The 12,705-nt window shown below is 68.5% G+C and carries 12 protein-coding genes; all 12 read right to left on the bottom strand.

Annotation, left to right across the window (positions count from 1 at the left end):
- Window positions 1-4: 4 nt before the first annotated feature.
- The 12 genes from HHL14_RS00985 to HHL14_RS00930 are packed head-to-tail and all read right to left on the bottom strand — an operon-like array spanning window position 5 to window position 12,623.
- Window positions 5-1,189, bottom strand: a complete 1,185-nt coding sequence (locus HHL14_RS00985) for a beta-ketoacyl-[acyl-carrier-protein] synthase family protein (protein WP_169495724.1) — start codon at window positions 1,187-1,189, stop codon at window positions 5-7.
- Window positions 1,186-3,663, bottom strand: a complete 2,478-nt coding sequence (locus HHL14_RS00980; RefSeq protein WP_169495723.1) for an MMPL family transporter — start codon at window positions 3,661-3,663, stop codon at window positions 1,186-1,188. Before HHL14_RS00980 ends, HHL14_RS00985 begins: the two co-directional genes overlap by 4 nt.
- On the bottom strand, window positions 3,663-4,406 hold the full coding sequence (locus tag HHL14_RS00975; RefSeq protein ID WP_407945257.1) for a LolA family protein: 744 nt from the start codon (window positions 4,404-4,406) through the stop codon (window positions 3,663-3,665). The genes HHL14_RS00980 and HHL14_RS00975 overlap by 1 nt, the downstream gene beginning before the upstream one ends.
- A gap of 23 nt (window positions 4,407-4,429) precedes the next feature.
- Complete coding sequence (locus HHL14_RS00970; protein WP_169495722.1) at window positions 4,430-4,879, bottom strand: acyl-CoA thioesterase; 450 nt, start codon at window positions 4,877-4,879, stop codon at window positions 4,430-4,432.
- A complete protein-coding gene (locus HHL14_RS00965; RefSeq protein WP_169495721.1) occupies window positions 4,876-6,447 on the bottom strand; it encodes an HAL/PAL/TAL family ammonia-lyase in 1,572 nt (523 codons plus the stop codon). Before HHL14_RS00965 ends, HHL14_RS00970 begins: the two co-directional genes overlap by 4 nt.
- Window positions 6,434-8,203 (bottom strand): glycosyltransferase family 2 protein, encoded by a 1,770-nt coding sequence (locus HHL14_RS00960; protein ID WP_169495720.1) that lies wholly within the window; start codon window positions 8,201-8,203, stop codon window positions 6,434-6,436. Before HHL14_RS00960 ends, HHL14_RS00965 begins: the two co-directional genes overlap by 14 nt.
- Complete coding sequence (locus HHL14_RS00955) at window positions 8,203-9,909, bottom strand: AMP-binding protein (RefSeq protein WP_169495719.1); 1,707 nt, start codon at window positions 9,907-9,909, stop codon at window positions 8,203-8,205. The genes HHL14_RS00960 and HHL14_RS00955 overlap by 1 nt, the downstream gene beginning before the upstream one ends.
- Entirely contained in the window at window positions 9,906-10,583 is a 678-nt protein-coding gene (locus HHL14_RS00950; protein WP_169495718.1) for a COG4648 family protein, read from the bottom strand. Before HHL14_RS00950 ends, HHL14_RS00955 begins: the two co-directional genes overlap by 4 nt.
- Window positions 10,583-10,834, bottom strand: a complete 252-nt coding sequence (locus HHL14_RS00945) for an acyl carrier protein (protein ID WP_169495717.1) — start codon at window positions 10,832-10,834, stop codon at window positions 10,583-10,585. The genes HHL14_RS00950 and HHL14_RS00945 overlap by 1 nt, the downstream gene beginning before the upstream one ends.
- 2 nt (window positions 10,835-10,836) lie before the next feature.
- Window positions 10,837-11,136: a phosphopantetheine-binding protein gene (locus HHL14_RS00940; RefSeq protein WP_169495716.1), complete on the bottom strand. Its 300-nt coding sequence runs from the start codon at window positions 11,134-11,136 to the stop codon at window positions 10,837-10,839.
- Window positions 11,111-11,905, bottom strand: coding sequence for a lysophospholipid acyltransferase family protein (locus tag HHL14_RS00935; RefSeq protein WP_169495715.1), 795 nt, complete (start codon window positions 11,903-11,905; stop codon window positions 11,111-11,113). The genes HHL14_RS00940 and HHL14_RS00935 overlap by 26 nt, the downstream gene beginning before the upstream one ends.
- The gene (locus HHL14_RS00930) at window positions 11,889-12,623 is read right to left on the bottom strand and encodes a beta-ketoacyl synthase chain length factor (RefSeq protein WP_169495714.1); all 735 of its coding nucleotides are present in this window, start codon (window positions 12,621-12,623) and stop codon (window positions 11,889-11,891) included. The genes HHL14_RS00935 and HHL14_RS00930 overlap by 17 nt, the downstream gene beginning before the upstream one ends.
- Window positions 12,624-12,705: the final 82 nt, after the last annotated feature.

Below are 12,705 nucleotides of genomic sequence, written 5' to 3'. Positions count from 1 at the left end.
CGCGTCACCGGGCCAGAATCAGGCTGACGTTGCTGCCGCCGAACGCGAACGAATTGCTCATCGCGTACTGCGTGCCCGCGCCGCGCGGCAGATGACGCGTGCCGTCGACGAGATCGAGCACGGGCAGCGCCGGATCGGCCTCGCCGTCCCACAGATGCGGCGGCAGCGGCACGTCCTCGCGGGCCAGCGTGAGCCACGCGAAGCCGAGCTCGGTCGCGCCGGCCGCGCCGAGCTGGTGGCCGGTCAGCGGCTTGGTGCCGCTCGCGGCGACGCCCGCGGGGAACACGCGCGCCATCAGCCGCGCTTCCATCTCGTCGTTCTTCTGCGTCGCGGTTGCATGCAGGTTCACGTAGCCGAGCGCCGACGCCGCGATGCCCGCATCCGCCAGCGCCGCGCGCAACGCGAGTTCGCCGCCGACGCCTTGCGGGTCCGGCGCCGAAATATGATGCGCGTCGCTCGATTCGCCGAGGCCCGCGAGCCGCACCGCCGCTTCGTCGCGACTCATCAGGAACACGGCCGCGCCCTCGCCGACGTTAATGCCGCGGCGATTGCGGCTCATCGGATTGGTGCGCACGTCGCTGGTCGATTCGAGCGACGCGAAACCCTGCACCGTCAATTCGCACAGCGAATCGACGCCGCCCACCACGACCGCATCGCATAGCTGCAATTGCAGCAGCCGACGCGCCGACGCGAACGCCTTCGCGCTCGACGTACACGCGGTCGAGATCGTGAACGCCGGTCCTTCGACGCCGAGCGCAGCAGCCGCGAACGGCGCGGCGGTGCCGATTTCCATCTGCCGGTAGTTGAAGCTGCTGGGCAACTCGCCGGCCTGCGCGTGATAGACGAACGCGGTTTCGGCCGCCTCGATGCCCGACGTGCTGGTGCCGAGCACCACACCGATGCGCGCCGGGCCGTAGCGTTCGCGCGCCGCGTCGATGGCCGGCGCGATCTGCGCGAGCGCGGCGAGCAGCAGCCGGTTGTTGCGACAGTCGTAGCGCGCGAGATCGGCGCGCGGCGCCAGATCGAGCGGCGCCAGCACACTGCCGACAAACGCATCGCCGATGCCGGTATGCACGAGGCCCATGCCGGGCGACCGCGCGGCGGCGAGCGCCGGCACGATCTCGTCGAGGTCGCCGCCGAGCGCGTTGATCATGCCGAGCGCGTGTAAATAGACTGCTGGCGCGTTCATGCCGCCCTCCGTGATTCCGATGACGCGGGCGCTGGCATCCGCGCCGGCATGCCGAGCGGCGCGAGCAGCACCGACACGGCGATACCGAGCGCGAGCGTCGTGCCGAAGCTGCGCAACGCCGGCATCTCGCTCATGCCGAGCATGCCGAACGACAGCAGCGTGGTCGCCGCCGACAGCAGCACGCCGGTCCACACCGCGCCGAGATCCGCTTCCGCGCGCAGACAGCCTTCGCGCAGAAACACCGCATAGTTTGCGCCGACGCCGAGCACCAGCATCAGCGCGAGCCAGTTGAACAGATTGAGCGGCACGCCCGCGTAGCCGAACACCGCCAGCGCAACGCCGACCGCGAGCAGCACCGGCAGCGTCGTCGCGAGGCCGCCGCGCACGCGATAGCGCAGCATCAGCAGCACGCCGACGAGCACCAGCGCGCCGCCGAGCCACCAGCCGCTGTCCACGCGATACGCGCCGAACAGCTTCGACACGCTCGCGGCCTTGTCGACGAAGACGACGCCGGGCAAGTCGTGCGCGAGCGCGATCAGCGCCGGCTCGTTGCGCGGCGTCACGCCTTGCGGAATCACGACGGCGGCGTAACCGGCTCCGGTTGCCTCCGTTGCGTTATTCGCTCCATGAGCCGAATCCGCTTGTACCGCGCCGAGCCACAGATGCCGATACGGCTGCGACCACGGCGCCGCGAGCCACTGCCCGACGCTCAGCGGCGCCTGCGGGCGCGCATACGCGGCGAGCCATGCATCGGCGACTTCGTCCTTGAAGCCGGCTTGCAACAGCGTGGCGCGCAACGCGGCGGGATCGTCGAATACGTGCTGCGCGAGCAACGCGCGGTCTGCGTTCTGACGCTGCGCGGACGGTACGAACTGCGCGACCGACTGATAGCCGCCGACACCATTCGCGGTGCCGTTCAGCGCATCGAGCCTGGCGCCGAGCGCTTCGGCGCGTTGCAGCACCGCTTCCCCGGTCGCGCCGCGCACGACGAAAAACTGCGCGCTATTGTCGACGCCGACCGCCGCGCGCACCTTGTCCTCCTGCGCGACCAGCGATGCATCGCGCTGGATCAGCAGGTGAATGTCGTCGTCGCTGGTCAGACGCAGCCAACCCGGAATCGCGACGATCAGCAGCAGCGCCGCGCCCCACCACGCGCGCTTGCCGCCAAGCACGCGCTGCCAGCCGGCGAGCAGGCGCGCCGCGCCCGCGAACACGCGTTGCGGGCTGCGCTTCGGCGCGCGCGTGAGCAGCGCGGGCAACAGCCACAGCACCGACGCGAACGCGGTCGCGATCCCGACCATCGCGAAACACGCGATCTGCTTGAGCGCCGGGAACGGCACCCACATCAGGATCGCGTAGCCGAGCAGGCTCGTCGCGAGCGCGACCGTCAACGCGGGGCGCACCATGCGCGCGCCGCGCCGCGCATCCCAGTCACGGCCCGCGCCGAGATAGACGACGAAGTACTGGATCGAATAATCGACGGCCTCGCCGATCAGGCTCGCGCCAAACACCAGCGTCAGCAGATGCAGCTTGCCGAAGATCAGTAGCGTCGCGGCGAGCGCGCAGACGATGCCGAGCGCGGTCGACACGAAGCCGAGCAGCAGCAGACGCGGCGAACGGAACACCCACATCATCAGCAGTGCGATGCCGCCGAGCGACGCGAGGCCGATCAGGTGCACCTCGCGCTCGGACGCGCTACGCGCGGCTTCGGCGTAAAACACCGCGCCGGCGCGGGCCACCGTGACGTCGGGAAAACGCTCGCGCAACGCGCCTTCAGCATCGGCGAGCGCCGCATGCACCGCGCGCTGCGTCTTCGTTTCGTACGCGGAGCCCGGCAGCGTCGCGACGATCAGTACGCTGGTCGTGTCGCCATGCGCGTCGTTCCGATGCGAGACCAGCAGGTTGTCCTCGACGTCGAGATTCGACGTCGCGAGCGGCAAGCCGCCGAGCCAGCGTTCGAGCCAGCCGAACGGATCGTCGGCGAGCGGCGTGCTGAGGCCGCCTTGCAACGGGCTATAGATGCGCTGCGCGAGCATGTCGTGCAGCGTCGTGGCGCCCGGGTTCGCGAGCGTCGCGCGATCGGCCGGCGCGAGCAGGCCGAAGCGATACGGCTGATACAGCACCGCGATCTGCGACAGATCGAACGGCGGCAACTCGGCGATCACCGACGCGAACGCGCCGCTCTTGCCCAACGCCGCGCCCAGTTGTTTCGCGGCCGCTTTCGCGTGCGCGTCGTCGCGGCTCGTGACTAGCAGCACCGTGCGATCGCCGAGCGCGCTCGCGAGCGTATCGACCGCCTTCTCGGCGACCGGATCCGCTTCGGTCGCGGGCAACAGCGCGAGCAGATTGGTTTCGAGCGGCGACGGTCCCGCGAACCGCCAGCCGCAATACAGCGCTGCCAGCAGCGCGAGCACGAGCCATGCGGCGCGCACGCCCCAGGCCTGTTTCGCGACGCGCTGTTGCAGCATGTCCATTACGGCGCTCCGAACAGAGTGCGCTCGGCCGGGCCCGGTTCGGCGACGGCCGCGCTGTTCGCGAAGTCGAGCTTCGTCACGTCGCCATTCGCGAGCGTGATGCGCAGGCTTTGCAGATAGTCGCCGCCGCTCATCTCGAGGCCCTTGAGCGATTGCGCGAGCTGCGGCTGGTTCGGCGTGAGGTGCATGCGCCATTGCGCGATGCTGCCTTCGGCGCCGACGTCGAATTGCGAGTACAGCGCCGACAGATCGCCACCGAGCATCGCGCGCATCATCTTCGAGACCTGCGCGACGCCGCGCGCGCCCTGCGCGCTACGTGTATTCACGCGATGACCGCTCGCGTCGAGCTGCGTGACGCCGGCATCGGTGATCACGTAGGTCGCTTTGTAGGGCGTATCGATCTGCCAGATCACGCCGCGCTCGCGGAAAAACAGCAAGGTGCCGCTGCTGACGAGCGGCTGCTTCATCGCGGCGAGCGTTTGCGTCTGCGTGAATTGCGCGCGCACGCCCTTCGCCGCGGCGAGATGCGCGGTGATCTGCGCGACGAGCGCGGGGTCGTTGGCGGACGACGCCGAGGTGGGGGGTGTGGTCGATTGCGCGGTCGCGGTGGTCGTAGTTGCCGCCTGCGCCGGCGCGGGCGGCCATGCGAGCGCGCATGCCACGCCGAGCGCGCCCGTCATCGCCAGCGCGCTCATCGTGCGGCACACGGCCGATCGCGCCACGCTTCGATTGATCGCTCCCATCGTCGGCCCCATCATCGCCTCGCTCATCGTCCCAGCACGCGCGCGAGCTTTTCGGCCACGACCGGCGGCGACACGAACTGCAGTTCCCTGGTCGCGGCATCGATGGCGACCTGGATCGTATAGCCCTTGGTGAGCCGCGTGCCCGATGCACGATCGACGATTTCGTAGCCTATTTTCAGGCGGTTTTCATATTCGAGCAGGTGCGTGCGCACCTCCAGCGTCTGTCCATAGACGGCGGGACGCACGTACTTCAGATGCGCCTCGACGATCGGCCACACATAGCCGGACGCCTCCATCTCGCGATAGTCGTAGTCGAACGTGCGCAGCAGTGCCGCGCGGCCCATTTCGAAGTACTTCAAATAATTGCCATGCCAGCACACGCTCATCGCGTCGACGTCGTGAAACGGCACTTCGACCGTCGTGCTCGCGGCGAGCAGATGGGGGACGTTCAGCACTTTTGCAGCCTCGCTCATGCGTTGTTTCCTTTGCGATATTCGTTCATGTCCAACAGTTCGCTCGCGGCAATGCGCGCGCTCAGCGCGCGTAGCTCGCCTTCGAGCGCGCGGTCTTCCGCGACGAACGGCGATTGTGCACCCACATCGTCGATAAATGCGCTCAGCACGGCAGGCACCGGCGTCGTGCGATCGATGCGCAGACGCAAATTCACCGCCTGCACGGTCGCGAGCGTATGCGCGGCGGCCACCTGCTCAGTCAGTTCGAGCACGCGCAAACAGTCGCGCGCGGCGATCGTGCCCATGCTGACCTTGTCCTGATTGTGCGCCTCGGTCGAGCGCGAAAACACGCTCGCGGGCATCGTGTTCTTCAGCGCCTCGGCGGTCCATGCGGACGACGAAATCTGCACGGCCTTGAAGCCGTGATTGATCGCCGCGCGCTCGGGCGCCGCGCCCGACAGATTGCGCGGCAAGCCGTTATTGAAGTTGACGTCGACCAGCAACGCGAGCTGCCGATCCATCAGATCCGCGAGATTGGCGACGGCGACCTTCAGCGCATCCATCGCGAACGCGATATGGCCGCCGTAGAAGTTGCCGCCGTGCAAGATCCGTTCGTTGTCGGGATCGACGAGCGGATTGTCGTTCGCGCTGTTCAGTTCGTTCTCGACATCGCGGCGCACCCAGCCGAGCGCATCGCACGCGACGCCGATCACATGCGGCGCGCAGCGGATCGAATAGCGATCCTGCAACCGATGCCCCGGCGTGTCGGCGCGGCCCGCCAGATCGGCGCGAATCCATGCGGCCGCTTCGGCCTGGCCCGCGTGCGGCTTCACGTCGAACAGCGTTGCGTCGAAGTGCGCGGCGCGGCCGTCGAGCGCGACCGTCGAGAGCGCGGTCAACCGCGCGGCCAGCCGCGTCAGATGCTCCGCGCGCGCCACCGCGAGACATGCGAGGCCCGTCATCACGGCCGTGCCGTTCATCAGCGCGAGGCCTTCCTTCGGCGCGAGCGTCAGCGGTTCGACACCCAGTTCGGCCCATACGTCGCGCGCCGCGCGCACACCGCCGGCATAGTGCACGTCGCGCTCGCCCACGAGCGCGGCCGCCACGTACGACAGCGGCGTCAGATCGCCGCTCGCGCCGACCGAACCCTCGGACGGAATACGCGGCAACACGCGATGATTGATCAACGCGGCGAGCCGTTCGAGCAGCACCGTACGCACGCCCGAAAAACCATACGCGAGCGACGTCAGACGCGCGGCGATCACCGCGAGCGTTTGCGCGTCGTCGAGATACGCACCCATGCCGCAGCCGTGATAGCGCGTCAGTTGCAGCGGCAAGGCCTCGACGAGCGCCATCGGCACGTCGACCACGCAGGCGTCGCCGTAACCGGTGTTGACGCCGTACACGGTCGCGCCAGCGGCCAACTGGCGACGCAGAAAATCCGCGCCGCGCTCGATGCGCGCGCGCCACGCGGGATCGTCGCTCAGCACGACAGCGGCACGCTGCCGGGCAATCGCGACGACGTCGTCGATCGTCAGCTTGCGCGCGCCGATAACGATTGACGTCCCACTCAGATCAGCTCGGGCCATTCGTGCCTCGCTTCGGGCTGGCCCAGAAATCGAAGAAGTTGAACCATTGATAAGGAGCCTTGCGGCAATAGTGTTCGAGACGCGTTGCATAGCGCTGCGCCCACGCGGCCAGATGCTGCGCGCGTTCGCGGCGCGGCAGCTCGATGCGCTCGGCGAACGGTTCGAAGTACATCCGGTAGCCGTCGCGCTCTTTCAGGCAGAAGAACAGGTAGACCGGGCAGCCGAGCGCATGCGCGAGCACGTACGGCCCTTGCGCGAACGGCGCGCTCGCGCCGAGGAATTGCGCGTCGGTGGTGCGCCCCGCTTCGCGTGCCGGCACACGATCACCGACGATCACCAGCAGCTCGCCCGCATCGATGCGCTGCTGCATCAGCACCGCGGTCTCGGGACCGAAATCGCCGACTTCGAGCAGATGCCGCGCGAAATCGCGATTCGACGACGCCAGCACCTCGTTGAAGCGGCGCGCGTGCTCGGTATAGACGACCGCCGTGACCTTCGCGTGATCACCGCGCACCGCGAGCGCGCGCATCATCTCCAGATTGCCGAGATGCGCGCCGATCACGAGCGCGCCCTTGCCGCTCGCGATCAATGCATCGAATGCCGAAGGGTCGTCGAAGGTGACGTCGCTCTGGTTGACGCGACCGCTCCACGCGGCGAGCTTGTCGAAGCCCGACTGCGCGAACGCCAGCATGTGCCGATACGCGGAGCGCCAGCCGGGGCGCGGCGTATCGCCCGGCGCCGACACCGCGCCGAGATGCGTGAAATAGTTGTCCGACGCCGCGCGCGCGGCACGCCCGGTCAGCAGAAAATACGCGACGATCGGATGCAGCCACAGCGCGGTGAAGCGTCGGCCGAACAGCTTGCAGCTCAGCGCGAGCACGCGCATGCCGAGATGACTGCCGCGTTCGGCGATACGCCACCAGGCTTGCGGCGGCGAGCCGTCGGCGAGTGCGGCAGTGGGTTGGTCTGCCGGTTGGCCAAGTTGTTCCTGCGCATCGATCAGCACGCCGCGCCGTGGCATCACCTTGTGCGCGAGCAGCATCGGCAGACGCCACAGCATGCCGAACACGAGCCGCGTGTGGCTGCGGCTGATGCGCACGTTGTCCCACAGCACGTCGAAGTGCGACACGCCGTCGGCCGCGTAGGTCACGCGCGTCGGAATCGAGCGGAACGCCGCGCGCCGCCAGTGCAGACGCACGAGAATTTCGATGTCGAAGTCCATCCGCGTCGGCAACTGCACGCTGTCGATCAGCTCGCATACGAGCGCGAGCGGATAGAGCCGGAAGCCGCACATCGAATCGCGAATCGCGAACGACAGCGTTTCGATCCACACCCACACGTGCGTCAGATAACGGCCGTAGAGGCGCGACTTCGGCACCGTGTCGTCGTAGACCGGACGACCGAGAATCACCGCGCCGGGCTCGGCGCGCGCGGCGTCGATGAAGCGCGGCACGTCGGTCGCGTCGTGCTGGCCGTCGGCGTCGATCTGCAGCGCGTGCGTGTAGCCGGCCGCGCGCGCGGCGCGCAAGCCCGCCATCACCGCCGCGCCCTTGCCGCCGTTTTCGGGCAGACGCAATAACGTGAGTTGTCCCTGGTATTGCAGCGCCAGCGCGCGGAGCACCTGCTGGGTCGGCGCATCGCTGCCGTCGTCGACGACGAAAATCGGCAGCCCGTGCACCGCGAGATGCGCGACGGTCGCGCCGATCGCATCCTTGTGGTTGTAGATCGGAATCACGATGCAGGGCGCGAAGCGCATCACGCGTCCTCCCGATGCACGAGCACGCCCGACGCACATTCGCGCGCATCGAGCCAGTACGCGAACTGCACGCGCCGGCGCGCAGCGTCGTGCGTCAGCGTGAGCTTCAGCACCGCGCCCGGCGTCACCGGCGCCATGAACTTCAGACGCTCGACCGACGCCACCACGCGCGCCCGCGGCCAGTGCCCGGCGGCGAGCCGCGCTGCCCAGTCGACCTGTACGACGCCAGGCAGGATCGGCAGACCGGGGAAGTGGCCGGCGAAATGCACGAGCGTGGGCGGCACGCGCAGCTCGTAATGCAGCGTGTCGCCGGCGCGCGCTTCCGCGAGCACTTCCACGCCCTCGGCGCGCGGCGCGAACGCGGCGGCCACCGCGCTCGCCGGCAGCTTGCCGCGCGCATCGAACGGCAGGCTCGCGCGGAAACGCCAGTGACGCGGCAGCACGACCGCGTCGAAGTAATCGGCGAGATGGCGACGCAGCAGTTTCGCAAGCGCGACACGGCCGGTTTCGAGCAGCGCGGCGCTACCCGCTTCGGTCAGCGCGACGACCGCGCCGACCCGTTCGCGCGACGCGCCTTCGAGCGGCACCAGCGCCGCCTGCGCGACATGCGGATGCAGCGCGAGCCGCGCTTCGAGTTCCGGCAGCGACACGCGCTTGCCGTCGAGCTTCAGCACGCGATCGAGGCGGCCTTGCAGACGGAAGCGACCGTCGGCATCGACGGCGATGCGGTCGCCGGTGCGATGCCAGCCGTCGTGATCGAGATGCGGCGAGCGCACGCACAGCGCGCCGTCGTCGTCGCGGCGCACCTGCGCGCCGGCAACCGGCTGCCACGCATCGCCGTGGTCCTGCCGGCGCCACGCGATGCCGCCGGTCTCGGTGCTGCCGTAGATTTCGAGCGGCGCGGCGCCATAGCTCGCCGCGTAGTGCTGCGCGGCATCGGCCGCAAGCGGACCACCCGACGAAAAGAACGCGCACGGCGCGGGACTCAGCGCGGCGAAACCCGGCATCGCGGGCCAGCGCGACAGTTGCGCGGGCGTCGAGACGATCGCCGTCGCGCCGCAGTGCTCAATGCACGCCTGCAATTGCAGCGGCTCCATGCCGAGCGCGCGATCGAACGCACGGCCGGCCGCGAGCGGCCACAGCACGCGAAACAGCAGACCGTAGATGTGATGATGCGGCACGCTCGCGAGCATCGTCGCGGCGCCGATCAACGCGCCCCACTGCGTCTCCAGCGTGTGGACCTCGGCGTTGAATTGCGCGAGCGTCTTGCGGATCGGCTTCGGCGTGCCGCTGCTGCCGGAGGTGTAGAGCGTGAGCGGTGCGTGGGGGTCGATCGGGTAAGCGGGATGGATCGCGGCGGACTCGTGCTCAGGCGTCGTTGCCACGCACGGCGGCAAATCCGCGTCCGTCAGCATGAAGTCGTACGCGCCGGCGAGATCCGCGAGATAGCCCGGCGTCGCGTTGGCCGGGATGATCGGCTCCTTGCCGCAGGCGAATACCGCGAACAACGCGCAGGCGAAGTCGAACGGGTCGTCGATGCAGAGCGCGCAACGCGACGCGGCGCGCGTTTGCACGAGCGCGATCAACGCCGCGACCCGCGCGCGAAACGCCGCGCGATCGAGCAGCACGGCGCCGTCGCGGCACACCGGGGTCGTGGGCGCGGCCACCTCGGCCGACACCGTCAACAGATCGTGCAATGCGATCATGCCGCCTCCGAACCCGCGCGCGCGACCCGCGGCAGCACGACGAAGCGTCGCCACGCGTACTCGCCGGCGAGCAACGCGCCGATCAGCCCATACGCGATCACACCGTTGTACAGCGACCAGTTCGCGCGACTCCAGCACAGCGCGGTATAGACGGAAAACGCGCCGTTCAGCACGAAGAACCCGCACCAGACCTGGGTGACGCGGCGCGTATAACGCACCGCGGCGGCCGGCAGATCGGGCTTGCCGAGCCGCGCGAATTTTTCGATCATCGACGGCCCGTGCCTGAGCGTCGCGCCGAACGCGATCAACAGCCCGAGGTTGACGAGCGCCGGATAGAAGCGCAACAGCAGCTCGCTATCGGTCACGACGATCGCCGCCGACGCGCAGCTCAGCAGGAGCACGACGCCCCAGTCGAGCGCGGACAACTGCCGCAGCGGCATCGCGACCGGACCGCCGCCGACCCAGCGCTGCAGCCACAGGATCGCCAGCAGCATGAAGCCGACGAGGCGCGGCGCGTCCCAATGCCATGCGCATAAAATCAGCGCGGGGTAAGCGAGTTTCAGCAGCACCTGGACAAGGGCCCTGCTCCAGTGAGGCCGAGCGCCGCCGGCGTGAGCGGCACTGGCGACGACACGAGGCTCCGGCATCGGCGAGCGCGGTCGCGCGGCCGGCATCAGCCTTGCGCCGCGAGCAGCGATTCGACCGCGCCGATCACATCGCCGACGGTGCGCACGGATTTGAAATCCTCCGGCTTGATGCGGCGACCGGTCATTTCCTGCAGCTTGATCGCCAGATCGACGGCGTCGATGCTGTCGAGATCGAGGTCTTCGAACAGATGCGCCTGCGGCGTCACGCGTTCCGGCTCGATCGCGAAGTTCTCCTGAAAGATCGCGCGGATGCGCTCAAGGATCTCAGTCTCGGACACGGTTATTCCCCCTTCCTGGTGGTTTCGTTCGCAGCCTGCGCCGCTTCGCGCTGACTCTCGACCAGCGCGGCCAGCGTGCTGATCGAGCGAAAGTGCTCGCGCGTGCGTTCGTCGTTCGCCGCGATGGTCAGTTGGTATTGTTTGCGCAGCACGATGCCGATTTCGAGCGCATCGATCGAGTCGAGACCGATGCCGTCGGGACCGAACAACGGTGCGTCGTCGTCGATATCGGCGGGGCTCAGGTCTTCGAGATCGAGTGCTTCGATCAGAAGCTTTTTAATTTCCAGTTTTAAAGAATCCATAATCGAACAGGTGCTGGGTAATGTGGGCTTCGACGGCATGCGTGACGCTGCGCGCCGCGATGGCCGGGGTCGTGTCGGCGGCCGCGAGTTCGTCGACGCCAAGCGGCGCGAGCACGTTCACGCGCATCCGGAACGCGCGCGCCGGCACGTCGTACCAGCGCATCTGCCGCGTGAACGCGGGCGGATCGCAATCCATCAGCACCGGCACGATCGGCGCGCCGGCCTTCAGCGCCATATGCGCGAAGCCGCGCGAGAACGCGTGCAGCCGGTTCGGCGCGGGACTGCGTGTGCCCTCGGGAAAAATGATCATCGTATAGCCGGCCGCGAGCTGCTGCGCGCCCGCGTCGACGAGTTCGGTGGCGTCCGCGTTGCTCACGTATTCGGCGGCACGCACAATGCCCCAAAAACACGGGTTGCGCCAGTGCGCGTTCTTCACGACGCAGCAGGCGCGCGGCGTCAGCGACAGCAGGACCATCACGTCGAGATAGGTCGGATGATTGGCGACGACGACCGCCGGAGCGCCCGCGCGCAATGCCTGCGCGCCCTGCACGTCCAGCGTCATCACGCCGACGCGCTGCAACACCGCGACGAGCGCGCGAAAAAACCCGTGGATCACGGCGGTCACCGCGCGCTGCCGCGACGCCCGATGCGGCCACAACGACGCGAGCGGAAACACCAGCACCGAGAACAGCACGCCGCACACGCCGAACACGACGAAAGCCATGCCGGTCGCGCACAGGCGCCACAGGTAATCAAGCCGCGCGGTCATGCCACCTCCAGTGCCAGCGCACACCGGCGCGTTGCCAGCACGCGGGCTGGCCGGTTTCGAGGCAATGCAGCAGCGCCTGGCTTTGGGTGGGGAAGCTGGCGGCGGAGTCGGCGGCGGTGCGGGTATCGCCCTGCGCGTCGTCCCGCGGCTGCCCGCGCGTGAGAGAGCACACGATGTGCCCAGCCGCCGCGTCCTTGTCCAGCAGCAACGCGATCGCGCCGCCCTGCACTTCGTCTTCGATCGTGCCGTATGCGAGATCGGCCGGTTCGTCGGCGTACACGAGCAGCACCGGCGTGGCGGTTTGCGTCTGTGCCTGCGTCTGATACTGCGCATAGGCTTCGAGCAGCGCATAGCCGAGCGTCTCGGCGCCGGCCGACACCGCGCTCGCCGCCGAGCGGTCGCCGCGCGCGATGCCGAACACGCCGGTCATCGCATTCAGCACCGACAGGCTGAACGCGGTCGGCGAGACCGGCTCGCCGGCGCTGATCGAACGCAGGATGTCGGTGGTGCGGCGCAACTCGCCGTGACGCGACGCGAACACCACGCACACCGGTTCCTGCGCGACACAGTCGTGCGCGACCTTGAGCGCCACTTTGGACAGCGTGCTGAGACGCCGCCGCACGATCGGCTCGATAAAGCCGATATCGGGTGCGGCAGATGCAGTAGCCGGCCAGCTAGACCAGCGACCGACCGGAATGGTCCAGTGCAGATCGGGCATACGGTGTTCGCGCGTAGAAACCGCGGGTAGAAACGGAAAGAGGCTCAAACGCCTGACGGAATACACCGCCGTCACAGCGAGC

Source organism: Paraburkholderia antibiotica (assembly GCF_012927125.1).
GTDB lineage: Bacteria > Pseudomonadota > Gammaproteobacteria > Burkholderiales > Burkholderiaceae > Paraburkholderia > Paraburkholderia antibiotica.
Note: the sequence above shows the minus strand (reverse complement) of the source record. Positions and strands in the feature narration are given on the sequence as shown.